The 26,556-nt window shown below is 64.7% G+C and carries 20 protein-coding genes; 13 read left to right on the top strand and 7 right to left on the bottom strand.

All coding sequences use genetic code 11. The annotated features are described in order from the left end of the window. Nucleotides 1-28 precede the first annotated feature (28 nt). Nucleotides 29-1,681 (bottom strand): ABC transporter substrate-binding protein, encoded by a 1,653-nt coding sequence (locus tag F3H98_RS02410; protein ID WP_149757875.1) that lies wholly within the window; start codon nt 1,679-1,681, stop codon nt 29-31. 599 nt (nt 1,682-2,280) lie between these two features. On the opposite strand from F3H98_RS02410, the gene F3H98_RS02415 reads away from it, so the two are divergent. The 12 genes from F3H98_RS02415 (at nt 2,281) to F3H98_RS02470 (ending at nt 19,789) form a co-directional block, all read left to right on the top strand. After that, nucleotides 2,281-7,764, top strand: coding sequence for an alpha-2-macroglobulin family protein (locus F3H98_RS02415; RefSeq protein WP_149757877.1), 5,484 nt, complete (start codon nt 2,281-2,283; stop codon nt 7,762-7,764). 164 nt (nt 7,765-7,928) lie between these two features. After that, on the top strand, nt 7,929-10,028 hold the full coding sequence (gene pbpC / locus F3H98_RS02420; protein WP_149757879.1) for a penicillin-binding protein 1C: 2,100 nt from the start codon (nt 7,929-7,931) through the stop codon (nt 10,026-10,028). Nucleotides 10,029-10,305: 277 nt separating this feature from the next. Further along, entirely contained in the window at nt 10,306-11,916 is a 1,611-nt protein-coding gene (locus F3H98_RS02425; RefSeq protein ID WP_149758371.1) for an ABC transporter substrate-binding protein, read from the top strand. Nucleotides 11,917-11,993: 77 nt separating this feature from the next. Beyond that, the gene (locus F3H98_RS02430; protein ID WP_149757881.1) at nt 11,994-12,980 is read left to right on the top strand and encodes an ABC transporter permease; all 987 of its coding nucleotides are present in this window, start codon (nt 11,994-11,996) and stop codon (nt 12,978-12,980) included. Beyond that, a complete protein-coding gene (locus tag F3H98_RS02435) occupies nt 12,977-13,807 on the top strand; it encodes an ABC transporter permease (RefSeq protein WP_149757883.1) in 831 nt (276 codons plus the stop codon). Before F3H98_RS02430 ends, F3H98_RS02435 begins: the two co-directional genes overlap by 4 nt. Next, a complete protein-coding gene (locus tag F3H98_RS02440; RefSeq protein WP_149757885.1) occupies nt 13,804-14,577 on the top strand; it encodes an ABC transporter ATP-binding protein in 774 nt (257 codons plus the stop codon). Before F3H98_RS02435 ends, F3H98_RS02440 begins: the two co-directional genes overlap by 4 nt. After that, complete coding sequence (locus F3H98_RS02445; protein WP_149757887.1) at nt 14,574-15,368, top strand: ATP-binding cassette domain-containing protein; 795 nt, start codon at nt 14,574-14,576, stop codon at nt 15,366-15,368. Before F3H98_RS02440 ends, F3H98_RS02445 begins: the two co-directional genes overlap by 4 nt. Further along, nucleotides 15,369-15,872 (top strand): L-2-amino-thiazoline-4-carboxylic acid hydrolase, encoded by a 504-nt coding sequence (locus F3H98_RS02450; protein ID WP_149757889.1) that lies wholly within the window; start codon nt 15,369-15,371, stop codon nt 15,870-15,872. A 134-nt stretch (nt 15,873-16,006) separates the two neighbouring features. Beyond that, nucleotides 16,007-16,789 carry an ABC transporter ATP-binding protein gene (locus F3H98_RS02455; RefSeq protein ID WP_149757891.1) on the top strand — a complete coding sequence of 261 codons (783 nt, stop codon included), beginning with the start codon at nt 16,007-16,009 and terminating at the stop codon, nt 16,787-16,789. Beyond that, on the top strand, nt 16,786-17,496 hold the full coding sequence (locus F3H98_RS02460) for an ABC transporter ATP-binding protein (protein ID WP_149757893.1): 711 nt from the start codon (nt 16,786-16,788) through the stop codon (nt 17,494-17,496). The genes F3H98_RS02455 and F3H98_RS02460 overlap by 4 nt, the downstream gene beginning before the upstream one ends. 2 nt (nt 17,497-17,498) lie before the next feature. Then, nucleotides 17,499-18,524 carry a branched-chain amino acid ABC transporter permease gene (locus F3H98_RS02465; RefSeq protein WP_244621568.1) on the top strand — a complete coding sequence of 342 codons (1,026 nt, stop codon included), beginning with the start codon at nt 17,499-17,501 and terminating at the stop codon, nt 18,522-18,524. Beyond that, entirely contained in the window at nt 18,521-19,789 is a 1,269-nt protein-coding gene (locus tag F3H98_RS02470) for a branched-chain amino acid ABC transporter permease (RefSeq protein WP_149757895.1), read from the top strand. The genes F3H98_RS02465 and F3H98_RS02470 overlap by 4 nt, the downstream gene beginning before the upstream one ends. Here the strand turns inward: F3H98_RS02470 and F3H98_RS02475 are convergent, their stop codons facing one another. The 4 genes from F3H98_RS02475 to F3H98_RS02490 all read right to left on the bottom strand — a co-directional run bounded on the left by F3H98_RS02475 (nt 19,790) and on the right by F3H98_RS02490 (nt 23,393). Beyond that, on the bottom strand, nt 19,790-20,275 hold the full coding sequence (locus F3H98_RS02475; RefSeq protein ID WP_149757897.1) for a type II toxin-antitoxin system YhaV family toxin: 486 nt from the start codon (nt 20,273-20,275) through the stop codon (nt 19,790-19,792). A gap of 2 nt (nt 20,276-20,277) precedes the next feature. Continuing rightward, on the bottom strand, nt 20,278-20,604 hold the full coding sequence (locus tag F3H98_RS02480; protein ID WP_149757899.1) for a type II toxin-antitoxin system PrlF family antitoxin: 327 nt from the start codon (nt 20,602-20,604) through the stop codon (nt 20,278-20,280). Between the two features lie 133 nt (nt 20,605-20,737). Then, nucleotides 20,738-21,955 carry an ABC transporter substrate-binding protein gene (locus tag F3H98_RS02485; protein WP_149757901.1) on the bottom strand — a complete coding sequence of 406 codons (1,218 nt, stop codon included), beginning with the start codon at nt 21,953-21,955 and terminating at the stop codon, nt 20,738-20,740. Nucleotides 21,956-22,124: 169 nt separating this feature from the next. Next, entirely contained in the window at nt 22,125-23,393 is a 1,269-nt protein-coding gene (locus tag F3H98_RS02490; protein ID WP_149757903.1) for an MFS transporter, read from the bottom strand. A gap of 154 nt (nt 23,394-23,547) precedes the next feature. Here F3H98_RS02490 and F3H98_RS02495 point away from each other — a divergent pair, with 154 nt between their 5' ends. Beyond that, nucleotides 23,548-23,832, top strand: coding sequence for a hypothetical protein (locus F3H98_RS02495; protein ID WP_149757905.1), 285 nt, complete (start codon nt 23,548-23,550; stop codon nt 23,830-23,832). Between the two features lie 12 nt (nt 23,833-23,844). Here the strand turns inward: F3H98_RS02495 and lpdA are convergent, their stop codons facing one another. Both lpdA and F3H98_RS02505 read right to left on the bottom strand, forming a co-directional pair. Next, nucleotides 23,845-25,242 (bottom strand): dihydrolipoyl dehydrogenase, encoded by a 1,398-nt coding sequence (gene lpdA / locus F3H98_RS02500; protein WP_149757907.1) that lies wholly within the window; start codon nt 25,240-25,242, stop codon nt 23,845-23,847. 4 nt (nt 25,243-25,246) lie between these two features. After that, complete coding sequence (locus F3H98_RS02505; RefSeq protein WP_149757909.1) at nt 25,247-26,554, bottom strand: dihydrolipoamide acetyltransferase family protein; 1,308 nt, start codon at nt 26,552-26,554, stop codon at nt 25,247-25,249. Nucleotides 26,555-26,556 lie beyond the last annotated feature (2 nt).

The following is a 26,556-nucleotide window of genomic DNA, read 5'->3' on the forward strand; positions in this document are numbered from 1 at the left end:
GATGCCCCTTCCCGTTTTCATCAGATGATCAGGCTTCGTCCAGCCAGACCTTGCCGTAGTCATGTTCGAAGGTCGGGTGCATGCCGTGGTTCTTAACGGCCGGCACCGAGCTGTTGTAGAGCTTGCGCCAGTAAGGCTGGATAATGATGCCGGAATCCTGGAGGATCTTCTGGATATCGCCCATGATCGTCTTGCGTTTCTCGGCATCGGAGATAGAGAGCGCCTCACCGATCTTGGCGTCTAGATCCGGGTTGGAGTAGGCTGCCTCGTTCCACGCCTCGCCAGTGCGGTAGGCGATCGACACCACCTGGATGCCCAGCGGGCGCATGTTCCAGTTGGTCATCGAGTACGGATATTTCGTCCAGTCGTTCCAGAAGGTCGAGCCTGGCAGCACGGTGCGCTTCACCTTGATGCCCGCTTCGCGAAGCTGCGCGGCGATGGCGTCGCCGGTGTTCTTGTGCCAATCCTCTTCGACGGTGATCAGGTCGTGCTCGAAATCGGCCTGGCCGGCTTCCGCCATCAGCGCCTTTGCCTTGGCCGGATCGCGGGCGATCTTTGGCAATTCCACATATTCCGGATGGATCGGGCAGACATGATGGTTTTCCGCCGTCGTACCGGCATTGCCATAGCCGAGCTGAAGAACGACCGCATTGTCGACTGCGAGTTGAAGCGCCTGGCGGACCTTCTGGTCGTCATAGGGCTTGTTGGTGACGTTGGTGCGCGCCACGATCGTCGCAGCCGTGATGACTTCCGAAGTGACCGCACCGACACCTTCGAGGATCGACACATAGTCGGCCGAGGTCTCGTGGTTGGTGTGGACTTCGCCGGCTTCGAAAGCGCTGACCATGGCCGACGGATCGGTGCCGTAGTCGATGAATTCGACGCCGTCGAGATAGGCCTCGCCGTCCCACCACTTGCCGTTCTCGCGGCGCTTGTAGACGACCTTCTGGCCGACATCGTAGGAGACCAGTTCGAACGGCCCGGTGCCGATCGGGTTCTTGACGAAATCCTTGCCCGTCTCGTCGAATGAGCGATGAACCACCAGCGCCGGATAGTCGCAGAGGTTGGGAATGAGACCGATGTCGGACTTGGTCAGAGTGAGCTTAACCGTCGCGTCGTCGACCTTGGTGATCGCGCCTTCGCGCAGCTTGCCCGAGGCCTCGTCAACCAAGGTGCCCATGCGGCCCGGCATTGAATTGCCTTCCGCTGATTTGTCGCACCAGCGGGTGAAATTGAAGATCACATCGTCCGCGTTGAAGGTATCGCCATTATTCCAGGTGACGCCGGGACGGATGTGCAGCGTGTACTCGGTGGCATCGTCGTTCACGTCCCAGCTTTCCAGGAGGTAGGGCTGGAAGGTGAATTCGCGGGTATATTTGACCAGGGGCTCAAGCGTCTGACGCTGCGCGTTGGCGATCTCCGACCAGTCGGCCGTCCGCGGATCCTTGGGATCCTTCACCCACATGGCGACCTTGAGCACGCCGCCTTTCTTGGGTTCCTGCGCCAGGGCTTCGGTCGGCGCCGCCAGCCCGAGCATGCCGTAGGCCATGGCCGTCGAGGCACCGAACACACTCGCGAGAGCCAGAAATTCGCGGCGGTCCATGTTACCGGCTTTGGCTTGTTCCGCCATCTCGACGATATGGTCTGGAACACGATCCCCATTACTCTTGTAGAAGGTCATAACACCAACTCCCATTTTTTTGGCTTTCTGCCGTTTAACATTCCGCATCCAGTCCGCGATGTCAAAGCGGACGGGATGCGGAACGCATCAGGGAATGTGCATCTTTGAAATTGGAGCAGTTCGCGCGATAACGACAAACTTGGCGCAAAATTGCTAGTGCGCCAGCGATTCAGCGGAATCTTTTAATGTAGATTGCAATGAGACCTTAACGCCGAATTGACTAGCACCAGCAGGTCTTTCGGGCTGTGCCACGATGCTTTACGACTGCTGTGGGACCGCTTCCCTCGTCCGCGCAAATTTCTTGACTGCCGCTAAACCGCCCGCAATGGCGCCACAATCGAATAGCCAGAAATAGGCGGGTGGGTACGCCGTTTTCATGAGAGGCCGCCGATCGGTCACACTGGGGTCGCGCGTCCGGCCTAGACCTCCTTGCGAGGTTGTCCGAATCGACCCGCGGCAGCCCGTCGACTGCCCGCTCCTGTTGTTGACAAGCCCGGGGGAAGCTTGCTCACTACAGCGCGGCGCGTCTCTTCAGACGCGCAAAGTGTCGCTGTAGAATTTTGATTTGCAGCCCGGCAGACAACGTCTTGGAGGACAACATGTCACTGCGCGCGCTCAGTGTTTTCTCCGTTTTCCTTGTCGCACTGCTGGCTTTGCTCAATCCCGCCTTCGCCGCCGGCGAGGCGCGCACCGTGGTGACCAGCGACAATATCGATTATTTCGGCTTCGACCTGCGCTCGGAACAGAATGTAACGCTCGACCAGTGCAAGTCGGCCTGCCTCGGCGATACCCAATGCCGCGCCTTCACCTACAACACCAGGGCGAAATGGTGCTTCCTGAAGTCCGACTTCAACCGCGCCAACCCCTTCCCCGGCGCCATCGGCGGCAAGATCGTCGCGATATCCGGAGCACCGGACATCGGCGCCCCACCGGCGCTGACCTTCTTGCCCGCTGGCCTCGCAGATGATGCTCGCACCTATCGCGCCACGCTCACCGACGGTTCCGCGGAGGCGGGAGACACCGGCCTTACCGGCCTGATCGAGGCCGGCGAATACGCCACGCTGACCAACGATCCGCGCAGCGCCATTCAGAATTTTACCGGAGCGATACGGCTGTCGCCCGACGATGGCGAGACCTGGACCAAGCTGGCGCGCGCCATCCTGGCGGGGCAGCCAGCCAATGGCGATGAGGCCGCCACGCTGCAGCGCGACGCTACGTCCGCCGCCCTCAACGCTTATCAGATCCTGCGCACCGCCGAGGGACGCGCCGAGGCACTGGCCGTGCTTGCCGCCACGCTCGACCGGCGCGACCTCAACCGGCCCGCGCTGTCGGCCTATGAGGCGAGCCTCGCTCTGGTGAACTCCGCCGCCGTCACCGCCGAATACCGGGACCTGAAGGCGCGCAAGGGCTTCCGCGTCGTCGACCATTCGATCGACGCCGACAGCAGCGCGCCGCGTGTCTGCGCACAGTTCTCGGAGGAACTGGTCAAGTCTGGCGTCGACTACGCGCCCTTCGTCACCGTCGACGACCAGGCCCCGAAAGGCATCGAGGCCAAGGATAAGCAGATCTGCGTCGAAGGCCTGGAGCATGGCAAGCGCTACCGCGTCGCGTTCCGCGCCGGACTGCCCGCGGCGATCGGCGAGGTGCTGGAAGCGCCGGTGCAGCTCTCGGTCTACGTCCGCGACCGGGCGCCGTCGGCCCGCTTCACCGGTGACAGCTTCGTGCTGCCGTCGACGGCGCGGCGCGGCATCCCGGTGGTCACCGTCAACATGGACGCCGCCGAGGTGAAGCTCTACCGGATCGGCGACCGCTCGCTGGCGCAGCTTCTCTCCGGCTACCAGTTCCTGCGCCAGCTCGACACTTACGACCTCACCTCGATCTCAGACCAGATGGGCGCGCCCGTCTGGAAGGGCCAACTGGCGATCGCCAACGCGCTGAACAAGGAAGTGACGACCAGCTTCCCGATCGACGAGGCGTTGCCGCAGCGCAAGCCGGGCGTCTATGTGCTGACCGCCGCGCCGGTCGGCGACAACAGCGATTCCTACGAGACGCTGGCCACCCAGTGGTTCGTCGTCTCCGATATCGGGCTGGCCACCTATACCGGCCAGGATGGGCTCAACGTCTTTGCCCGCTCGCTCGCCAGCGCCAAGCCGCTGGCCGGCATTGAGTTGACGCTGCTTGCAAGGAACAACGAGATCCTGGGCACAGCTATGACCGACGCCGAAGGCCGCGCTACCTTCACGCCGGGCCTGACGCGCGGCGTCGGCGGCCAGGTGCCGGCGGTCGTGATGGCAAGCCAGGGCGATGCCGACTTCGTGTTCCTCGACATGACCCGCGCCGGCTTCGACCTCACGGATCGTGGCGTCGAAGGACGCGCCGCACCCGGGGCGCTCGACGTCTATGCCTATACCGAACGCGGCATCTACCGCGTCGGCGAGGACGTCCATGTGGCGGCGCTGGCCCGCGACGCTTCGGCCAAGGCGGTCGAGAACCTGCCACTGACCTTCATCTTCACGCGGCCTGACGGCGTCGAGGAACGCCGCATCGTCAGCGATGGCGGCGCCCTCGGCGGCCACGCCGTCGACCTGCCGCTCGCCGTCAACGCGATGCGCGGCACCTGGCAGGTGGGCATTTACACCGATCCCAAGCAGCCGGCGATCGCGCAGTCGATGTTCCTGGTCGAGGATTTCGTTCCCGACCGCATCGAGTTCGACATGACCGCCGACAAGGACGAGATCGCCCAGGGTGAAGCGGCGGAGGTGACCGTCGACGGCCGCTTCCTTTACGGAGCGCCGGCCGCCGGGCTGTCGCTCGAAGGCGAGATCAACCTGTCGACGATGACGGAATGGGAACGCTTCAACGGCTACCATTTCGGCCTCGCCGACGAGGAGGAAGGCGACGACACCCGCATGCCACTGACCGACCTGCCGGTGGTGGGCGACGACGGCAAGGCGACCTTCACCGTTGAGCTCGACCAGCTGCCATCGACCACCCGCATGCTGAACGCCGAGGTGGCGGTGCGCATGCGCGAAGGCGGCGGCCGCGCCGTCGAGCGCAAGCTCGACATCGAGATCAAGCCGCGAGGCGCGCTGATCGGCATCGCGCCGCAATTCTCCGGAGATGCGGTGCCGCAGGCATCGAATGCAAGCTTCAAGATCATCGCCGTCAACCCGGACGGCGCGCGCCAGTCGCTCAACGGGCTGAACTGGTCGCTGGTCAAGATCGAGCGGAACTACCAGTGGTATCGCAACGGCAATTCCTGGAACTACGAACCGGTGACCTTCACCAAGGCCGTCGCCAATGGCAAGGTCGACGCGAGCGCCGACAAGGAAGCCGAAATCACCGTCGCCACCGACTGGGGCCGCTACCGGCTGGAGATCGAGACCGACGACCCGGCTGGACCGGCATCGAGCTTCGAGTTCGAGTCCGGCTGGTATGTCGAGGCCTCGTCCACCGAGACGCCGGATGGGCTGGAGATCGCGCTCGACAAGGATACCTATGCGGCCGGCGACGTGGCCAAGCTGAAAGTATCGCCGCGTTTCGCCGGCGAACTGCTGATCACCATCGGGGCCGAGAGCCTGCTTGCCACGCAGACTGCCAGCGTGCCGGAAGGCGGCGCCATCATCGACATTCCCGTTGATGCCAACTGGGGCGCCGGCGCGTATGTGACCGCGACGCTTTACCGGCCCGGCGACGCGCAGGAGACGCGCATGCCGGCCCGCGCCATCGGCGTTAAATGGCTGAAGGTCGATCCCGGCGCGCGCAAGCTCGGCGTGGCGATGACACCGCCCGAAAAGACGCTGCCGCACCAGACCCTGTCCATTCCCATCAGCGTCACCGGCGTGCAGCCGGCGAGCGACGCCTATGTGATGGTGGCCGCCGTCGATGTCGGCATCCTCAACCTCACCGGCTACAAGGCGCCGGATCCGGAGGCCTGGTTCTTCGGCCAGCGCCAGCTCGGCCTCGAACTGCGCGATCTCTACGGCCGCCTGATCGATGGCTCGCTGGGCGCAACCGGCAGGCTGCGCACCGGCGGCGACGGCGCGGCGATGTCGGCGCAAGGCAGCCCGCCGACCGAAAAGCTGGTCGCCTTTTTCTCAGGACCGGTGAAGCTCGACGCCGCTGGCAAGGCGACCGTCGATTTCGACATTCCACAGTTCAACGGCACCGTGCGCGTGATGAGCGTGGCGTGGACGAAGGAAGCGGTCGGTCATGCTTCGACCGACGTGATCGTGCGCGAGCCGGTGGTGGTGACGGCCGGCCTGCCGCGCTTCATGGCGCCGGGCGACACCGCGCAGTTGCGGCTCGATATCGCCAACACCGACGGCCCCGCCGGCGACTACAATCTGATGATCGAAACCGACGGCAAGATACAGGCCGGCGGCGGCGCGCCCGTGCCGGAGAAAGTGACGCTCGACCAGGGCAAGCGCGACACCTTGTTCGTGCCGATCGCGGCGGACGCCACTGGCGACGCCTCGGTCACCGTGACGCTGTCGCATGCAAGCGGGCTTGTCGTCGAAGAGGCGCTGTCCGTGCCTGTGCGGCCTGGCGCAATGCCGGTCACCACGCGCAATGTGGTCAGCCTTGCGGCCAATGGCGGCAGCCTGCGGGTCGACCGCGAGCTTTTGGCGGCGAGCCTGCTCGACGGCGCCACCGTCAGCGTCGGCGTGTCGCCGTCTTCTGCCTTCGACATCCCGTCGCTGCTGATGACGCTCGACCGCTATCCCTATGGCTGCGCCGAGCAGACGACGAGCCGCGCCATGCCGCTGCTCTATGTCAGCGAACTGGCGAAGGCGGCGGGCATGGCGGAAGACCCCGCATTGCGCGAACGCGTCCAGCAGGCGATCTACCGGGTGCTCAATTATCAGGCTTCGTCGGGCAGTTTCGGCCTCTGGTCGCCGGGTTCCGGCGATCTGTGGCTGGACGCTTATGTCAGCGACTTCCTGACCCGGGCGCGCGAACAAGGTTACGACGTGCCGCAGCAGGCGATGCTGCAGGCACTCGACAATCTGCAGAACGCGCTGGGCTACGACATCGACCTCACCGACCGCGGCAACGAAATCGCCTACGCGCTTTACGTGCTGGCCCGTAACAAGAAAGCCTCGGTCGGCGATATGCGTTATTATGCCGACACGCAGATCGAGGCGTTCTCCAGCCCCATGGCGGTGGCTCAGCTTGCCGCGTCGCTGGCGCTTTACGGCGACAACCAGCGCGCCGAGGCGACCTTCGGGGTGGCGCTGCAACTCGCCCGGACCAGCAAGGAGTATGACTACTACCGCTCCGACTATGGCTCGCAGCTGCGCGACGGCGCGGCCATGCTGTCGCTCGCGGCCGAGGTGAAGCCGATGCCGTCGACGGTGCCGGCCATGGTGCAGCTCGTTTCGGCGGCGCGCAAGAAGGCGACCTATACCAGCACACAGGACGAGGCCTGGATGCTGCTCGCCGCCCGCGCCATCCAGGCGGGAAGTGCGGCGATCGCCTTGCAGGTGAACGGCGCTGCCCATACCGGCAGCTACGCCACACGGGTAAGCGGGCAGGAACTGCTCGACAATCCAATCACCATCGTCAATCCGGGCGCCAACCCGGTCGACGCTGTGGTGACGACGGTTGCCGCACCGACGCAGCCCCTGCCGGCGGGCGGCGACGGTTTCACCATCGAGCGCACCTACTACACGCTCGACGGCACCGAGGCCAATGTGACGGAGGCGAAGCAGAACGAACGTTATGTAGTGGTGCTTAAGATCGACGAGGTGAACGACTGGCCCTCGCGGGTGCTGGTGACGGACTTGTTGCCGGCCGGATTCGAGATCGACAATCCGGGCCTGGTGTCGAGTGCGGAACTGTCGAACTTCGGCTGGCTGGCGAAGACGGAAGCCGCCCACCTCGAATTCCGCAACGATCGCTTTGTCGCCGCCTTCGACCACACGCAGGGCGGCAGCCGATCTGCCACCGTCGCCTATGTGGTGCGGGCGGTGACGCCCGGCGTCTACACGCATCCCGCCGCCGTGGTGGAGGACATGTACCGGCCGCAATATTCGGCCCGCACCGCGACCGGCATGATGGAGGTCAAGGCGGCACAATAATGGGCGTCCAGGCGGAAGAACCCGATTCCCTCCTCCCCCTCGATGGGGGAGGTGCCGAGCGAAGCGAGGCGGAGGGGGTGAAATATCTGCCGTATCACCCCACCCGGCCGCTACGCGGCCACCCTCCCCATCGAGGGGAGGGAGGAGAACTTAGCCGCCTACGCATGACCCCGGAACAGATTGCCTCGCTTTTGCGAAAGACAGCCGCCGCGATCGCGGTAGTCGCGGCCCTGGCCGGCATCGCCACCGTCGGGTTCCTCTGGGCCGACAAAAACTTCCCGCCGCCGCTGCCCGAAAAACTCACCGTATCCACCGAGGTGCTCGACCGCGACGGCGCGCTGCTGCGGGCCTTTGCCACCATCGACGGCCGCTGGCGGCTGGCGACCGACCTCAGCACGGTCGACCAGAAGCTGGTGGACATGCTGATCGCCTATGAGGACAAGCGTTTCCGCGACCACTCCGGTGTCGACCCGCTGGCGATCCTGCGGGCCGCGAAGCAGCTGGTCACAAATAGACGCATCGTTTCGGGCGGCTCGACCCTGTCGATGCAGCTTGCCCGGCTGATGGAGCCACGCACCAGCCGCTCGCTCGGCGCCAAGGTCCGGCAGGCGTTCCGCGCCATCCAGATTGAGCGGCGGCTGACCAAGCGCGAAATTCTCGAGCGCTATCTCACGCTGGCGCCTTATGGCGGCAATCTGGAAGGCGTACGCGCCGCTTCGCTCGCCTATTTCGGCAAGGAGCCGCGGCGGCTGACCGTCGCCGAGGCAGCGCTGCTCGTGGCATTGCCGCAACTTCCCGAACGGCGGCGGCCCGACCGCAACCTCGCCATCGCGCAAGCTGCCCGCGACCGTGTGCTGAACCGCATGGTAAGCGCCGGGCTGCTCGGCGAAAGCGAAGCGCAGCGCGCCGCCGCAGAAGCGGTGCCCGAAACGCGGCGCGCCCTGCCCGCGCACGCACCGCATCTTGCCGACCAGGCTTTGCGCAACGCGCCATCCGAACCCGCTCACAGGCTGACGATCAAGAAGAGCGTGCAGGACGGCCTGGAACAGGTTGCGCGCGACGCTGCGGTGAAACTCGGCCCCCGGCTGTCAGTCGCCATGGTCATGGCCGACGCGCGCACCGGCGATATCCTCGGCGCGGTCGGCTCGGCGGATTTCTTCGACCCCAGCCGCTCGGGCTGGATCGACATGACGCGCATCGTGCGCTCGCCCGGTTCGACGCTGAAGCCTTTCATCTACGGCCTTGCCGTCGAACAAGGGCTGGTGGCGCAGGAAACGCTGATCGAGGACCGGCCGGCGAACTTTTCCGGCTACCGGCCGCGTAATTTCGACATGCGATACCAGGGCGACGTCAGCGTGCGCCAGGCGCTGCAGATGTCGCTCAACGTGCCGGCGATAAGGCTGCTCGACGCGGTCGGCCCGACGCGGCTGATCGCCCGTTTCCGCCGCGCCGGCGTGCAGCCGGAATTGCCGCCCGGCGAGGCGCCGGGGCTGGCGATCGGCCTCGGCGGCGTCGGCCTGACCCTGCGCGACCTCGTGCAGCTCTACACCGGGCTTGCCAATGGCGGCCAGGCGCACCTTTTACGGGACGGCTCGGAGAAGGTACCGCCGGCGACCGCCGGCATAGAAATCCTCGAGCCGCAGGCGACATGGCAGATCGCCGACATGCTTTCCGGCGTGAAGCCGCCGGAAGGCTCGGCCGAGCGCGGCATCGCCTACAAGACCGGCACCAGCTACGGCTATCGCGACGCCTGGTCGGTCGGCTTCGACGGCCGCCATGTGCTGGGCGTCTGGGTCGGCAGGCCGGATGCCGGCGCAGTAGCGGGACTTGCCGGTTATGTCTCGGCGGCGCCAATCCTGTTTGAAGGTTTTACGCGATCCGGCGTCGCTGCGGTACCGCTGGCCCGCCCGCCAGCCGGTACGTTCCGGCCCAAGAACGAGGACCTGCCGGTGACGCTGGTGCGTTTCGCCCCGGGCGAGGACGGGCTGTCGGCCTCGCCGGCCTCCCCCACCGAACCGGCGCCTCAGATCGTCTTTCCGCCGCAGGGGGCCCACATCGACCTGACCAGCCAGGGCGGATCGCCGCTGGTTCTGAAGCTGCAGGGCGGGCGGCCGCCCTTCCGCTGGTTGGCCAACGGCAAGCCGCTCGCCGAAATCCAGCGCAAACGCATCGCCAACTGGCTTCCCGATGGAACCGGCTATTCGACGCTGACCGTCGTCGACGCCGCCGGACGGGCGGCAAGCGTCAAAGTGTTTGTCGAGTAGTTTTCACGCCGCAGCTCCAAATGCTTGCGGCATTGATTTGGGCCGAAAATCAACGCGTTGGAGCCGTCAGTGGATTCATGTTGCGAAGATGCGAGCGTCACGCTGCTCACCGAACGCTATCACAGTCGCGAAGTGGCGCCGCAAACGCTGCGGAATTGAAACGGAGTTTTTCGTCATCCGACCTGTGGCGGGAAAATCCTTCTCTGGCATAATGCTCGCCTCTATCCATAATCGGCCCGGCTGCGCATGATCGCGGGCGGTAATCAGGGGTGACATGATGTTGGATTTCAGGATTTCACGGCGCGGGGTGCTTGCCGGCTCCGCCGTGCTGCTGGCATCGACCGCGCTGCCGCGCATCGCCGAGGCGCAGGAACCCAAGAAGGGCGGGCGGCTGATCGTCGCTGCCGACTCCGAGCCGCGCAACCTTAACCCCGCGATCGTCGCATCCAATGGCGTTTTCTTCATCTCCAGCAAGGTGGTCGAACCGCTGGCCGAAGCCTCGTTCGACGGCAAGGACGGACTGGCGCCGCGCCTCGCCACCAGCTGGGAAGGGTCCGCCGACGGCCTGTCGGTGACATTCAAGCTGCGCGAAGGCGTGACCTGGCATGACGGCAAGCCGTTCACTTCCGCCGACGTCGCCTTCTCGGCGCTGCAGATTTGGAAGCCGCTGCAGAACCTTGGCCGCGTCGTCTTCAAGGACCTTGAAGCCGTCGACACGCCGGACGAGCACACCGCGGTGTTCAAATTCTCCAAGCCGACGCCGTTCCAGCTGATCCGCAACGCACTGCCGCCGCTGACCGCCGTGGTGCCGAAACATCTCTACGAAACCGGCGACATCGCCGAGAATCCGGCTAACAACGCGCCTGTCGGCACCGGGCCCTTCAAGTTCGCCGAACATAAGGCCGGCGAATATTACCGGCTGGAGAAAAACGCCTCCTATTGGGGCAAGGACCTGCCGCATCTCGACGAGATCGTCTATCGCGTGCTGCCCGACCGCGCGGCGGCGGCCGGCGCGTTGGAAGCGGAAGAAATCCACCTCGCCGCTTTCTCGGCGGTGCCGCTCGCCGACCTCGAGCGCATCTCGAAAGTGCCGGGCATTTCGGTGATCTCGAAGGGCTATGAGGCATTGACCTACCAGCTCGTGGTTGAGATCAACCACCGCCGCAAGGAATTGGCCGACCTGAAAGTACGGCAGGCGATCGCCCACGCGATCGACAAGGAATTCGTCGTGAAGACGGTCTTCCTCGGCTACGCGACGCCTTCGACCGGCATCGTGCCTGTCAATGACAAGCAGTTCTACACCACCGACGTGCCGCAATATGCCTTCGACGTCGCCAAGGCGAACGCACTGCTCGACGAGGCGGGCTACCCCCGCGCCGACAACGGGACGCGCTTTGCACTGAAATTGCTGCCGGCTCCTTATTTCAACGAAACCAAGCAGTTCGGCTCATATCTTCGCCAAGCGCTGGCCGAAATCGGCATCGATGCCGAACTGGTCAACAACGATGCTGCCGCGCACCAGAAGGCCGTCTACACCGACCATGCCTTCGATCTGGCGGTGGGGCCGCCGGTGTTCCGTGGCGACCCGGCGATCTCGACGACCATACTGGTGCAGAGCGGCATTCCCGACGGCGTGCCGTTCTCCAACCAGGGCGGCTACAGGAACGACGAACTCGACGGCATCATCGCCAAGGCTGCCGAGACGCTCGACCCGGATGCGCGCATCGCGCTCTACCGCGACTTCCAGGAGAAGGTGGCGGAAGACCTGCCGCTGATCAACGTCGCCGAATGGGGCTTCATCACCGTGGCGCGCGATACGGTGAAGAACGTCTCCAACAATCCGCGCTGGGCGGTGTCGAACTGGGCAGATACCTGGGTGGAGGCGTAGCGGCGGACCATCAGTTGCTTGCCGCACGATTGCGATAATGCTGAACTCGCTCGGGTGAGCACTCGACGGCACACCCCATGAACCGCGCGCTTCGCCTCATCCGCCGCCGCCTGATCGGCGCCATTCCGGTGCTGCTGATCGTCATTGTCGGCACATTTCTCTTGCTCGAAACCGCACCCGGTGACGCCGTCGATGCCTATATCGTGTCGACCGGCGGCGACGCCGGCCTGATCGAAGCGCTGCGCCAGCGTTGGGGGCTCGACCAATCGCCGATGACGCGGCTCGCCACCTATTTGTGGTCGCTCTCGCATCTCGATCTCGGCCACTCGGTCACCTTTTCGCGGCCGATCCTCGACGTCATTCTCGAGCGGCTGCCGAACACGCTGCTTCTGATGGGCAGCGCCACCGCCCTCTCCTTCGGCCTCGGCTCCGCCCTCGGCATCGTCGCCGGTGCGAAGCCCGGCAGTTTTCGCGACCGCTTCCTGTCGATCGGTTCGCTGGCGCTTTATGCCGTGCCGGGCTTCTGGCTGGGGCTTGTGTTGACGGTGCTGTTTTCTGTGCAGCTGCGCTGGTTTCCGATCAGCGGCATCGAGACCATCGCCTCGGGAAAAACCGGTCTCGGCCGGGCGCTCGACATCGGCCGCCATCTGGTGCTGCCGGTGGCTGCGCTCGGGTTCATCTATCTGGCGCTTTATCTGCGCATGATGCGGACCGGCATGGCGGAAGCCTGGCGACAGGATTTCGTGCTGGCGGCCAAGGCGCGTGGCATTTCGCTCCGGCGCATCGTCATCCGCCACGTCGCCCGCAACGCGCTGTTGCCGCTTGTCACCATGCTCGGCCTGCAATCGGCGCAGATGCTGGGCGGCTCGGTGGTGATAGAGACGGTGTTTTCCGTGCCGGGCCTCGGGCGGCTGGCGCAGGAGGCGGTCGCCTCGCGCGACACGCCGCTGCTTCTCGGCATCATCCTGGTCAGCGCAGTGCTGGTCATCGCCATCAACCTGATCGTCGACATCCTCTACGCCTTCCTCGATCCGCGCGTTGGCGCCAGCGAGGCGACTGCGTGACCATCATCCACCGCTTCCTGAAAACGCCGGAAGGGCTGGCAGGCGCCCTGCTGCTCGCCGCTTTCGTTCTGGTGGCGCTGGCGGCACCCTTCTTCTTCCCGCGCGACCCGCTGTCGATTGCCGGGCCGGCGTTGCTGCGGCCTTTCCAGGACTGGTCGCTGCCGCTCGGTACAGACCGGCTGGGTCGCGACGTGCTGGCCGGCATCTTTCACGGCGCGCGCACCTCGCTGGCGGTCAGCTTGGCGGCAGCGGCAGCCTCGATCGCCGTCGGCGCCATCGTCGGCACGCTGGCAGGCTTCGGCGGTGGCTGGACCGACGAAGTGCTGATGCGCATCACCGATGCTTTCCAGACCGTGCCGGGCTTCCTGCTGGCGCTGGCTTTCGTCAGCGTTGTCGGTCCCTCGCTCGGTGTCGTCGTTGCGGCGATCGCGCTCAGCGCCTGGACCGGACCGGCGCGTATTGCGCGCGCCGAGGTGCTGTCGATCCGCGAGCGCGACTACGTCGCCTCGGCGCGTGTCGCCGGCATGCACCCGTTGGAAATCGCCTTCCGCGAGGTTCTGCCCAACGCTCTGCCGCCGGTTCTGGCGCTGGCATCGGTGATCGTCGCGCAGGCGATCCTGGTCGAGGCCGCACTCTCCTTCCTCGGGCTCGGCGACCCCAACCGCGTCACCTGGGGCGGCATGATCGCCGAAGGCCGCACGGTGCTACGCTCCGCGCCGTTCCTGTCGATCGTCCCCGGCATCGCCCTGGTGCTGACGGTGCTCGGCGTCTACCTCGCCGGCGAAGGCGCGGTCGAGACGGCGGCGAAGCGGCGGAGCCTCGCATGACGCCGGCGCTGAATATCCACAGGCTCAGCGTTACCTATCGCCGCGACAGGCAGGAGGTCGAAGCGTTGAGCGGCGTCGATCTCGATGTCGGCGCCGGCGAAAAACTGGCCATCATCGGCGAGAGCGGCTCAGGCAAGAGCACGCTGGCGCTCGCGATTGCCGGGTTGCTTCCGGCTTCGGCGAAGATCGCCGGCAGGATCGAATGGCCCTCGCTCGGCCGCCCACCAGTCAACGGTCGCGATATCGGTTTCGTATTCCAGGATCCTTCAGCCAGCCTCGATCCCGTCATGGCGGTCGGGGAGCAGATCGCCGAGGTGGCGCGGGCGCATCGCGGCATGAACTGGCGGCAGGCCTACGCGCTGGCCGAGGAATTGCTGGCGCGCGTCAAGCTGCCGGAGCCGGCGGCATTGCGCAAAGCCTACCCGCACCAGCTTTCCGGCGGCCAGAAGCAGCGCGTGGCGATCGCCGCGGCAATCGCCGGCAGACCAGGACTGCTGATCGCCGACGAGGCGACCAGCGCGCTCGACACCATCGTGCAACGGGACATCGTGGCGCTGATCCGGCAACTGGTCGATGAGGACGGCACGTCGTTGCTGTTCATCACCCACGACATCGCGCTCGCCTCTGAAATCGCCAATCGTATCGCGGTGTTCCGCAACGGGCAGTTGGTCGAGGCCGGTGCAACCGAAGCGCTGGTCGCCTCGCCGCAACAAGCCTACACCCGCTTGTTGCTTCAGGCGCATCTCGGCCTCGAGGAGACAGTCCGGTGAGTGCGCCGCTGCTCGAAGTGCGCGGTCTTGGCAAGCGTTTTTCGCGCAATGGCAGGCCTGTCGCCGCACTCAACGGCGTGAGCCTCAACGTCGCCCACTGCGAGACGCTCGCGCTGGTCGGGCCTTCGGGTTCTGGCAAATCGACGCTCGGCCACGCCATCCTGCGCCTGATCGAGCCCGACAGCGGCGGTATTTCGTTCGAAGGGCAGGATCTGCTTGCTTTGAGCGGCGGGCGATTGCGCGCCGCCCGGGCCCGCCTGCAGATGGTTTTCCAGGATCCGCAAGCCGCCTTCAACCCACGCGCCACGGTGGCCGGGGTGATCGACGACCCGCTGCGCATTCACGGCATCGGCAGCCGTGGCGAGCGGCCCGGGTTGATCCGCAAATTGCTCGAACGCGTCGGCCTTTCGCCGGACCTCGGCGAGCGTGCCGTGCACGAAATCTCCGGCGGCCAGCGCCAGCGCGTGGCGATTGCCCGCGCCATCGCCACCAGACCGTCGCTGGTTGTGCTTGACGAAGCGGTTTCGGCCCTTGACGTTTCGGTGCGCGGCGACATCCTCACACTGCTGGCCGACCTGCAGCGCGAGGAAAACATCGCCTACCTCTTCATTTCGCACGATCTCGGCGTTGTGCGTGCCGTGGCTCACCGGGTGGCGATCATGGACGCCGGCAGAGTTGTCGAGATGGGTGAAGCGCGGCAGGTGATCGCCGATCCCCAATCGGCCACTGGCAAAGCGCTGGTCGCTGCCGTGCCGCGATTGCGCTGCGGAATTTCGACGGAGAATGCCTGAATGACCGACGCCGCTTCGAGAGCCGAGACGCTGAGCCGGGAACTCGATTTCGCTTTCCGCAACCGCGCCGATCTCTACCGGCTCTTCTATGACGAATTGGCCGGCGAATACGGTCCGGACAAGGCCGAAGCGATCATGGTGAGGGTGGTGGAGAAGCGCGGCCAGGAAGTCGCCGAACTTGCCTTCTCCCAATTCGGCCCGACCGACGCACGCGAGATCGGCGAGGCATTCCTGGCAATCAGTCCCGACGGCGGACGCATGTACCCGACCGATGTCGAACGCAGCGCCACAGCAATCAGCTTCAAGGTGAAGCGCTGCCCGCTGAAGGACGCCTGGGTCGAGGCTGGTGTCGGCGAGGAAAAGCTCGCAACGCTGTGCCGCATCGCCGGCGCCTTCGACCGCGGCCTGTTCGAAGTGACCGGCGTGCGCTTCGAGAACGTCACGTGGACGCCCGGCCACGGTTCGGGTTGCTGCCACATAAAACTTTCCAACCGCGGCGCCTGAAACTCCGGATACAAGCCTGCCGTGCTTGTCAAACCCCGCGCCGCGTGGTTATGACCGGCATGGGGAGAGGTGACGAGATGCGGGCGGAGGTTCCGACCGGCACGTGCGCACCTCTGGAACACGCTGCGGGAACCATGACGACAATCATCGACGTTGAGAATGTAAGCAAACGCTTCGGCAATTTGCTGGCCGTGGACCGCTGTTCGCTCAAGGTGGAAAAAGGCTCGATCACCGGGCTGATCGGCCCGAACGGCGCCGGCAAGACGACAATGTTCAACATGGTCGCCGGAGCATTTGCGCCGACATCCGGCAAGATCCTGCTCGACGGCAAGGACGTGACCGGCCTGCCGGCGCATGAGCTATTCTCGCGCGGACTGCTGCGCACTTTCCAGATCGCCCAGGAATTCTCCAACATGACGGCGCTGGAGAACCTGATGATGGTGCCCGCCAACCAGTCGGGCGAAAACGTCATCAACGCCTTCTTCAGGCGCGGGCGGGTGATGCACGAGGAACGCGGCACGCGCGGCCAGGCCGAAGAGGTCATGCAGTTGCTGCGGCTGACGCATGTGAAGAACGAGCGCGCCGGCAATCTTTCCGGTGGCCAGAAGAAGCTGCTGGAACTTGGCCGAGTGATGATGACCGAGCCGCGCGTCGTGCTGCTCGATGAGATCGCCGCCGGCGTCAACCGCACCTTGTTGAACGACCTGGCCGCCGCGGTCGAGCGCCTCAACAAGGAAAAAGGCCTCACCTTCTTCGTCATCGAGCATGACATGGACCTGATCGCCAGGCTGTGCGACCCGGTGATCGTGATGGCCGCCGGTTCGGTGATGATGCAGGGGCCGATGGAGGAAATCCGCCGCCACGAAGGCGTCATCGAAGCCTATTTCGGCGGCGGCAAGGTGGAAAAGCGGGCATGAGCCTCCTCGAAATGGCGGATATCCACGGCGGCTATGGCGGCGCCAATATCCTTAATGGCGTCAACATCAGCATCGAGGCCGACGAGATCGGCGTCATCGTCGGGCCGAACGGCGCCGGCAAGTCGACGACGTTGAAAGCCCTGTTCGGCCTGCTGCGCGTTTCGCAAGGAAGCATCGTTTTCAACGGCAGGCCGATTACCAATTTCGCGCCGGAAAAACTGGTGCGCGAGGGACTGTCCTTCGTGCCGCAGGAATTCAATGTCTTCCCCACAATGTCGGTGCACGAGAACCTGGAAATGGGCGCCTACATAAGGCGCGACGATTTCCGCAACCTGCTCGACCAGGTCTACGGTTTCTTCCCGCCGCTGAAAGACAAGCGCAAGCAGCCGGCAGGCGAGCTTTCCGGCGGCCAGCGCCAGATGGTGGCGATCGGCCGCGCACTGATGACCGAGCCCAGCCTGCTTCTGCTCGACGAGCCGACGGCCGGCCTGTCGCCGCTCTACATGGACGAGATCTTCGACCGCATCATCGCCATCAACAAATCCGGCGTCGGCATCCTGATGGTCGAGCAGAACGCCAGGCAGGCGCTGGCCATCGCGCATCGCGGTTTCGTGCTGGCGACCGGCAGGAACCGGTTCACCGGAACCGGCGCCGAACTCCTGGCCGACCCGGACGTTGCCAAAAGCTTCCTCGGCGGCGGAGAATAACCATGGGCGAAACCGGAATTCTCGCCGCGCTGCCGATGAACGAATTCGTATTCTTCATCAACAAGGGGCTGCTGGCCGGCCTGATCATCGGCTCGATCTACGCACTGGGCGCGGTCGGCGTGACGCTGATTGCCGGCATCCTCAGGTTTTCGCATTTCCCGCATGGCGACATGATGACCGCCGGCGCCTTCTTCGCGCTGATCCTGACCGCGATCTTCCCGACTGCCGGCGCATTGATCGGCCTGCCAACCCCGTTCGTGCTGATGCCGATCGCCATGGCCATCACCGCGTTGTTTGCCATCGGCATCGACCGTGTCTTCTACAAGCCGCTCAGAACCGCCAATGTGAAACCCATCGTCATCGTCATGGCCTCGATCGGCGTCATGCTGATGATGCAGGGCCTGATCCGGCTGTTCGCCGGAACCGAGGCGCGCCAGATGGAAGCCGGCTCGAAGGACATCTACAAAATTCCATTCGGCGGCCGAGACATCGTTCTGACCGAACCGCAGCTTCTGCTGATCCTGTTCACCGCGGCGGTAGTCGTGGCGCTGCATTTCTTCCTGACGCGCTCGCGCATGGGCAAGGCGATGCGGGCGATGGCAGACAATGCAGATCTCGCCCGCATTTCGGGCATCAGCACCGATCACGTGGTGCGCACAACCTGGATCATCGCAGGCGCGCTTGCCGCGGCCGCCGGCACGCTTCTGGCGCTCGACGTTTCGCTGAAACCGGATCTTTCCTTCAACGCGCTGCTGCCGATCTTCGCCGCGGCGATCGTCGGCGGCATCGGCAAGCCCTTCGGCGCCATCGCCGGTGGCCTGCTGGTCGGCTTCACCGAGACGCTCGCGGTGTTCAACTGGGGCGTCCTGCTCAGGCCGCTGCAGCCTTTCATGCCCGAATGGCTCGAACTGCCGCAAAAGCTCGCCTTCGTGCCGACCGAATACAAGATCGTCGTTCCCTTCTTCATCCTTATCGCGGTGCTGATCTGGCGACCGACCGGCATCTTCAAAGGGAGCCTGGTGAAATGATCACCTATCGCACCCGTGCCCTGCTGATGATTTCGGGCACCGCCGTCCTTGTTGCGCTGGTATTCGCCTGGCTCGGCGCCGCCTACGGCGTGCGCATGCTGGTCGAGGCAAGCTGCTTTGCGCTGATCGCGCTCGGCCTGACCATCCAGTGGGGTTTTGCCGGCCTTTTCAATGTCGGCGTCATGGGCTTCATCGCCACGGCGGCGTTCGTGTCGATGCTGGTTTCCTACCCCGTCAATGGCCTGTTCTGGAATTCGGCCGGACCGGCGATGCTTGGCCGGGTCGGCCTCTATCTGCTTATCGGCGTCGCCCTCACCTTTGCGGCGAGCCAGACGCATCGCCTTGGCCTGCCGAAGAAATACCGCACGCTGCTGACCCTGATCGTCGGCGCAGCCACCTACCTGGCGGTGACCAGCGCACTCGACCCCGCAGCCTCCCTCATCGAGGCGCAAGCCCGTTTCGTCGGCGGGTTCGGCATGCCCGTCTGGCTGGGCTGGCTGCTCGGCGGCATCGCGGCCGGCGGCCTCGGCTGGGCGATGGGGCGCATCACGCTCGGCCTGCGCGCCGACTACATGGCGATCGCCACGCTCGGCATTTCCGAAATCGTCAAGGCGTTCCTCAAAAACGCCGACTGGCTGACCAAGGGCACGCTGACGGTTTCTCCACTGCCTTGGCCGGTGCCGACACCCACCGAACTCGGCTTCGTGATGTCGCGCGCTTCCTATCTTGCGGTGACCGCGACCCTCATCGTCGTCTTCTACGTGCTGCTCGAACGCGCCTGGGCTTCGCCATGGGGCCGCATGATGCGCGCCATTCGCGACAACGAACTGTCGGCCGCCGCTATGGGCAAGGACGTCAACCGCCGCCGCCTCGAAATGATGGTGCTCGGCAACTTCATCATCGGCATCGGCGGCGCCGCGCTCGTCACCTTCTCGACGATCTTCGACCCGGCCAGCTTCCAGCCGCTCAACCACACTTTCCTGATCTGGGTGATGGTGATCCTTGGCGGCGCCGGCAACAATCTCGGCACCATTCTGGGCGCGCTGCTGGTCTACATCGTCTGGATCATGTCGGAACCGGCAGCCCTCTTCCTGTTCGACCATGGCGCCACGCTCGCCAACCAGCTGTTCGGCTGGGAAGCACCCGCCGACCTCGCCACGCGCGCGCTGCAGATGCGCGTGTTCGTCATCGGCCTGGTGATCACGCTGGTGCTGCGCTTCGCGCCGCAGGGCCTGCTGCCGGAAAAGGTGGTGAAGTACGAGTGATCAGATCCCGCTGATCGCCTTCAGCCGCGAGGTCGCGGCCTTATTTGAGGCGCTGGCAAGCAACGAAGCCCAGTCATCGGGCGGATTGCCTTTGTCCAGCATAGTGCGGAATACCGCATAGGCATCGTTTTTCGCCCCATATGTCCGCAATGTAGTTTCATCGTTGACCCATGCGATGATGATAATCCTCGCTTCGCTGCTGTAGCGGAAGAACAGGCGGAACCGTCCTCCCCCGAATTTTGCGCGAAACCAGTGCTTTCGGCCGCCGCCCAATGTCGTGCCCTGCCGATACTCAGGCAGCGCTGGATCGTCGGGTATCTGTTCGAAAATCAGTCTTTCGATCGCACCAAGCAGCTTGGCGTTCGCCGTGCTGCGGTAGCCTTCGGGATCCTTTGCTTTAGCGCGCTCCACCGCCGCGATCAGCCTTTCCAACTGATCCAGAAAGAGAGGATGCGCAAAGAGCTGCCACCCGTTGATCGCCAGCATCGTCAGAGATCGACGTCGCCGTGAATGGGCTGGTCGGCACTGACATCGACGCCCTTCGTCAAGGCTGCGATGCGCTCCGCCAATTGCGGTGTCAACGCATTCACCGCTTCGGGGCGGCGTTCGATATCCTCTGCCAGGAACGCAAGAAAGCGTTCGATCGCCGGATCCTCATCGTCGCCGGTTGCGCGATGGACACTGACTCCGTGCTCGTCGACCCTGAATGCGATGCGGTCTCCCGTATCGACGCCCAGAGCCTGCCGGACCGCCTTCGGCACAGTAGTCTGCCCCTTCGCAGTAATGGTGCTGATTTCTTCAAGGATGGTGGTCATCGGAATATCTCCCTTACAGAAGGTAAGGAATATTCATTACATCGTCAAGATCGCTGGCCATGGGTAGTACGTCGATACGAAAAAGCCCGACGGTTCCCCGCCGGGCTTTCGTTCACTTACCGACTTGATCGGCTTAATTGACCTGGCCGACTTCCTTGAAGCCCGCACCTTCGATGACGACTTCGATCACGACACCCGGCACGTCGCCGGCGGCATCGAACTCCTGGGCGCCGGAAGCGCCTTCATAGTTGATGTCCTTGCCTTCGGCGATCAGCTTCGCGGCCTTTTCCCATTCGCCGGGATAGATCGCCTCGCCCGGGGCGGAGGAGACTTCGCGCAGCGCCTTGTTGATGCCTTCACGGCTGTCGCTGCCGTTCTTCTGGATGGCGAGCGCCAGAAGGAAGGCCGCGTCATAGGCCTGCGGGCCGAACGATGCTGCCGGGTCGAGCCCGCCGGCCTTGGCCAGTTCGGCGTATTTCGCCGTGCCCGGGGTTTCAGAACGGCCGATCTTGGTGCCGACGAAACCGTCGAGCTTGCCTTCGCCGATGTTCTTGACCAGCGAATCGCTGATCATGCCGTCGCCGCCGGCGAACTTGGAGAAGTCGCCGCCTTCGAGCGCCTGCCGGATGACCGTCTGGCCGGAACCGTCGGCATAGGCCAGCACCACCAGCATGTCGGCGCCGGCCGAAGCCAGCGAGCCGAGCTCGGCGCGATAATCCGCCTTGCCGTCCTCGTGCGCTTCCTTGGCCGCGACAGTGCCGCCTTCCTTCTTGAAGGCCGCATCGAGCGCCTCGGCAAAGCCCTTGCCGTAGTCGTTGTTGACATAAGTAATGGCGATGCTGTTGACGCCCTTGCCCTTCAGGATCTTGGCCAGCACGTCGCCGCTGTAGGCGTCGGACGGGGTGGTGCGGAACAGAAGGTCCTTGTCCTCGATGGACGTCAGCGCCGGCGAGGTCGCGGCCGGCGACACGATCACCACGCCGCCCGGAATCGCCGCGCTGTTGGCGGCGGCAATCGTTTCGCCCGAGCAGAGCGGGCCGACCAGCGCCACCACCTTTTCCGCGTTGACCATACGGTCAGCGGCGTTCGAGGCGGCGGTGGCGTCGGCGCAGGTCGAATCGCCCTGTACCATGGTCAGCTTGCCGCCGCCCAGGATGCCGCCCTGTTCATTGACATGTTTGACGGCGAGTTCGGCTCCGGCGTGGATCGGCGGCACCAGGCTTTCGATCGGCCCGGTGAAACCGCCGAGGAAGCCGAGCTTGACATCGGCCGCCTGTGCGGCGGCCGATGCCGCCAGCATGGCGATGCCGGCGACCGATGCGGCAAAGAGTTTGTGTTTGACGCTACGCATATGAAAACCTCCCTATAACCCCTGCAAGTTGCAGCGTATTTTTACCCGGCAGGTTTGCCGGGCGAAGCCGCGATACTGTGATTGCCGGGGCATTTTGTAAAGCCGGTGTGTTTGCGGACCGTAGCAAGCTTCTGGCGCAGTTAACGCCTATCGCTGATGCCACGACGGTTCAGCCTTGCACGGCCAGCCCGCCGCGGTGCGCTGCGAGCGCCCGGTTCGACCGCCACAACAGGTAGGCCATCACCGCGATGTTGAGAACGTTCCAGGCGATGCCGTTGAGGAACGCCATGGCGTAAGAACCCGTGAGATCGTAGATCCATCCCGACATCCATCCGCCCAGCGCCATGCCCAGAATGGTCGCCATGACCACGATGCCGACGCGCCGGCCGGCCTCGGAGGCCGGCATATACTCCCGGACGATGATGGCATAGCATGGCACGATGCCGCCCTGCGAAAGGCCGAACACCAGCGAGACGATGTAGAGCGACGCCAGGCCGTCGAAGGGAATGTAGAAAAACAGCGACAGGCATTGCAAGACCGAGCCGATAAGGACGGTGCGGATGCCGCCGATGCGGTCGGCCAGAAAGCCGGAGGCTAGCCGGCTTACGACGCCGGCGGCAAGCATGACCGACAGCATCTCGGCGCCGCGGGCGACGCCGTAGCCGAGATCAAGGCAATAGGCGACGATGTGCACCTGCGGCATCGACATGGCGACGCAGCAGCCAAGGCCAGCCACCACCAGCATCGCCTGCAGCAGGCGCGGCGACACGCCGATCGGCTGGGTCAGGATGGCTTTCGCGGCACCGCCGCCAATGAGTTCGCGTGGCAGCTTGCGCTGCAGCATCAGGATCAGCGGCAGCATGGTGGCGAGGCAGAAGACGCCGATTCCGATATAGGTGGTGCGCCAGCCTTCCGACAGGATGAAGGGCGGCATCACCATCGGCCACAGCGCCCCGGCGAGATAGTTGCCTGAGGCGGCGGTGGCCACCGCGATGCCGCGCCGCTTGACGAACCAGTGCGAGATGTCGGCGATCAGCGGGCCGAACGTCGCGGATGATCCTATGCCGATCAACAAGCCCTGGATGATCGAGAACTGGGTGATCGAGCCCGCCATCGCGGCCAGGATGAAACCGGCGCCGAGCATGACTGCCGCGAAGAGCGCAGGTACGACGAAACCCATCCGGTCGATCATGCGGCCAATGATCACGTTGCCGAGCGCGAACCCAAGCATGGTCATCGTGTAGGGAAGCGAGGCGTCGGCACGGTCGACGCCGTATTCGGCCTGCACCGCGGGCAGCACGACGACCACCGCCCACATGCCAGCGCCGCCGATGGTGGCCAGCACGATGGAGATGAGCAGGCGCATCCAGGAATACCGGCCGTCGATATAGCGGTCGGCGGCGGCAGGCACGCGTTTCGAAGGATGCAAGGTCGGCATCTGCCGCAGTCCTGTTCAAGATCGTTCCAGTTGGCAGCAGCCTTCGCCCAAACCGTCGCCGGCGGCAGCGCCACAGAGGCTTATCTACCGTTCCAGATTGCAACCCGCGGCCAGCCCGACCGTTATTCCAACGGAAAATTGGAGGTGCAAAGCCATGAACGACAATCGCAGACCCTATGGAACCGATCGCGATCCCGCACCGGAGCGCGAAGACCGCGAAGACTGGAACCGCGTGACCGACAGCGACGTCGACACCGACATCGTCAACGAGGATGTCCTCGCCCATGTCGAGGAGATCGAGGAGGACGAGGCCGAGAAGGACGTCGACAACGACGACAATCCTTACCAGGAGAGCGACGCCGCCCTGCCCGACGACGAGGAGGAAGCGGCGATCAGCCGGTATCCCTCCCGCGAAGGCAGCCGCTTCGACGAGATCTGACCTCGCCGAAATCTAGATATGGAGGGCGTGGCCGAGCGTTTTGAGCGCCGCTTCCTGGAACCCTTCGCCCTGCGTCGGATGCGCGTGGATGGTGCCGGCGATATCTTCCAGTCTTGCCCCCATCTCCAGCGCCAGGCCGAACGCGGTCGAAAGCTCCGACACCCCGCGACCGACCGCCTGGATGCCTAGGACAAGATGGTTGTCCGCGCGGGCAACCACACGAACAAAACCGGCTTCTCCGAGCATGGTCATGGCGCGTCCATTGGCAGAGAACGGGAAAATCCCGATCTTGACCTCGCGCCCCTGCGCCCGCGCCTCGTCGGGCGACAGGCCGGCGGTGACGATTTCGGGATCGGTGAAGCAGACCGCCGGAATGGCGCGCTTGTCCCAATTGCGTTTGTTGCCGGCGACGATTTCGGCAACCATCTCACCCTGCGCCATGGCACGATGCGCCAGCATCGGCTCGCCGGTGACGTCGCCAATGGCAAAGATGCCGCGCATCGAGGTGCGACACTGGTCATCGATGCGGATAAATTTGCCGGCCATGTCGAGGCCGATCTCCTCGCGGCCCCAGCCCTCCATGACGGGCTTTCGTCCGACCGTGACCAAAATCTTGTCGGCGGCGATCTTCTTCTCCGCGCCATCGGCCGTTTCGACGAGCAGCGCGCCGCCTTTCGATGCGAGCCCCTTGGCCTTTGCTCCGGTCAGCGCCTCGATGCCGAGTTCGGCAAGCCGTTTGGCGACCGGGCGGGTGAGTTCGGCATCGTATTGCGGCAGGATGCGGGCTTCGGCCTCGACCACCGTCACCGCCGATCCCATCTTCGCCAGCGCGATGCCGAGTTCGAGGCCGATGTAGCCGCCGCCGACCACGGTAAGCTTTTCCGGCACCTTTGGCAGCGCCAGCGCTTCGGTCGACGAAATGACCGGGCCGCCGAACGGCAGGAACGGCAGTTCGACCGGCGCCGAACCGGTGGCGATGACGACCGTCTCGGCGCGGATGACCTGCAGGCCGGTTTCGGTCTCAACCTCGACGGTCTTGCCGTCTCGGAATTTCGCCGTGCCCTCAACGATTTTCACCTTGGCCTTCTTCAGCAGGCCGGAAACGCCGCTGTTAAGGCGGCCGACAATGCCATCCTTCCAGGCGACGGTCTTGCCGAGATCGAGCAACGGCTTCTCAACTGAAATGCCGAGCGGACTTTTTCCGGCAGCCATGTGCACGGCCTGCTCATATTCCTCTGCCGCATGGATCAGCGCCTTGGACGGAATGCAGCCGACATTGAGGCAGGTGCCACCGGGTTTGCCCTTCTCGACGATCACAGTGTCGACGCCAAGCTGGCCGGCGCGGATCGCGCAGATATAGCCGCCGGGGCCGGCGCCGATGACGAGAAGCTTGCAGGAGATCTCTTTCATCGGCTCAGCCCTCGACAAAAATCAGCGCAGGCGTTTCAAGCAGCGCCTTGATGCGCTGCACGAACACTGCCGCATCCCAGCCGTCGATGACGCGGTGGTCGAAGCTGGAGGAGAGGTTCATCATCTTCCTCGGGATGAACTGGACGCCGTCCCACACCGGCCGCACCACCATCTTGTTGACGCCGACGATCGCCACTTCGGGATAGTTGATGACCGGCGTCGTGGCGATGCCGCCCATCGCACCGAGCGACGTGATGGTGATGGTCGAGCCGGACAGTTCCTCGCGCGTCGCCGTGCCTGTCTTGGCGGCCTCGGCCAGCCGGTTGACCTCGGCGCCGCAATCCCAGAGGTCGCGCGCCTCGGCATGCTTGACCACCGGCACGACCAGCCCGGTCGGCGTCTGCGCGGCTATGCCGATATGGATGCCGCCGTGCTGGTGGATGACGCCGGCATCGTCGTCATGGAGCGAATTGAGATTCGGCTGCTCGCCGATCGCCTTGACCATTGCCCGCATCAGGAACGGCAGCATCGTCAGCTTGGGCCGGTCGGCGCGCTTTTCCTTGTTGAGCGCGGCGCGCAGCTCTTCGAGCGCGGTGACGTCGATCTCCTCCACGTAGGTTATGTGCGGGATGCGCGACTTCGACAGCGCCATCTTCTCGGCGATCTTGCGGCGCAGGCCGATGACCTTGATGTCCTCGACGGAATTGTTCTCGGCAAGGCCGGCCCGCCGCGCAACCTGCGGGCCGCGCGCTATGAAGGCCTCGACATCCTCATGGCCGATGCGCCCGGCAGGACCGCTGCCGACGACCTGGCGAAGGTCGATGCCGGCTTCTTTTGCCCTGAGCCGCACCGCCGGCGAAGCCAGCGGTTTTTCGCCCTCGGGGCGCGGCGCACCGAACGTTGTTTTGGCGACACGCGCGGATTCGGGTGCTGCCGGAACCGCAGCTTTGGCAGGGGACTTCGCCGCTGGCGCAGCCGCTGCCGGAGGAGGCGTAGCCTTTTCGCCTGTTTCAGCAGGGGCGGCGGCCTGCTTCTGGGGCTCCGTCGAAGCGGATGGAGCCGTGCCCTCGCCTTCGACCTTCAGCCGGATCAGCGGCGAGCCGACCGCCACCGTGTCGCCGATCTCAGCGCCCAGCCAGAGAATTTCGCCGTCCACCGGCGACGGGATTTCGACGGTCGCCTTGTCGGTCATGACGGCGGCCAGCACCGTGTCTTCGCGCACCAGGTCGCCGACCTTGACGTGCCATTCGACGAGTTCTGCCTCCGCCACGCCTTCGCCGACATCGGGAAGCTTGATCACATGTTCGCCCATGA

The organism is Neomesorhizobium albiziae (genome assembly GCF_900114255.1).
GTDB classification, from domain to species: domain Bacteria; phylum Pseudomonadota; class Alphaproteobacteria; order Rhizobiales; family Rhizobiaceae; genus Neomesorhizobium; species Neomesorhizobium albiziae.

Excerpts from the sequence above, each read along its gene's own strand:
- F3H98_RS02485 (WP_149757901.1), bottom strand. The coding sequence starts at position 21,955 with ATGCGTAGCGTCAAACACAAACTCTTTGCCGCATCGGTCGCCGGCATC.
- lpdA (WP_149757907.1), bottom strand. The coding sequence starts at position 25,242 with ATGAAAGAGATCTCCTGCAAGCTTCTCGTCATCGGCGCCGGCCCCGGC.
- F3H98_RS02425 (WP_149758371.1), top strand. The coding sequence starts at position 10,306 with ATGTTGGATTTCAGGATTTCACGGCGCGGGGTGCTTGCCGGCTCCGCC.
- F3H98_RS02475 (WP_149757897.1), bottom strand. The coding sequence starts at position 20,275 with ATGCTGGCGATCAACGGGTGGCAGCTCTTTGCGCATCCTCTCTTTCTG.
- F3H98_RS02440 (WP_149757885.1), top strand. The coding sequence starts at position 13,804 with ATGACGCCGGCGCTGAATATCCACAGGCTCAGCGTTACCTATCGCCGC.
- pbpC (WP_149757879.1), top strand. The coding sequence starts at position 7,929 with ATGACCCCGGAACAGATTGCCTCGCTTTTGCGAAAGACAGCCGCCGCG.
- F3H98_RS02495 (WP_149757905.1), top strand. The coding sequence starts at position 23,548 with ATGAACGACAATCGCAGACCCTATGGAACCGATCGCGATCCCGCACCG.
- F3H98_RS02430 (WP_149757881.1), top strand. The coding sequence starts at position 11,994 with ATGAACCGCGCGCTTCGCCTCATCCGCCGCCGCCTGATCGGCGCCATT.
- F3H98_RS02490 (WP_149757903.1), bottom strand. The coding sequence starts at position 23,393 with ATGCCGACCTTGCATCCTTCGAAACGCGTGCCTGCCGCCGCCGACCGC.
- F3H98_RS02465 (WP_244621568.1), top strand. The coding sequence starts at position 17,499 with ATGGGCGAAACCGGAATTCTCGCCGCGCTGCCGATGAACGAATTCGTA.
- F3H98_RS02480 (WP_149757899.1), bottom strand. The coding sequence starts at position 20,604 with ATGACCACCATCCTTGAAGAAATCAGCACCATTACTGCGAAGGGGCAG.
- F3H98_RS02455 (WP_149757891.1), top strand. The coding sequence starts at position 16,007 with ATGACGACAATCATCGACGTTGAGAATGTAAGCAAACGCTTCGGCAAT.
- F3H98_RS02410 (WP_149757875.1), bottom strand. The coding sequence starts at position 1,681 with ATGACCTTCTACAAGAGTAATGGGGATCGTGTTCCAGACCATATCGTC.
- F3H98_RS02470 (WP_149757895.1), top strand. The coding sequence starts at position 18,521 with ATGATCACCTATCGCACCCGTGCCCTGCTGATGATTTCGGGCACCGCC.
- F3H98_RS02505 (WP_149757909.1), bottom strand. The coding sequence starts at position 26,554 with ATGGGCGAACATGTGATCAAGCTTCCCGATGTCGGCGAAGGCGTGGCG.
- F3H98_RS02450 (WP_149757889.1), top strand. The coding sequence starts at position 15,369 with ATGACCGACGCCGCTTCGAGAGCCGAGACGCTGAGCCGGGAACTCGAT.
- F3H98_RS02415 (WP_149757877.1), top strand. The coding sequence starts at position 2,281 with ATGTCACTGCGCGCGCTCAGTGTTTTCTCCGTTTTCCTTGTCGCACTG.
- F3H98_RS02460 (WP_149757893.1), top strand. The coding sequence starts at position 16,786 with ATGAGCCTCCTCGAAATGGCGGATATCCACGGCGGCTATGGCGGCGCC.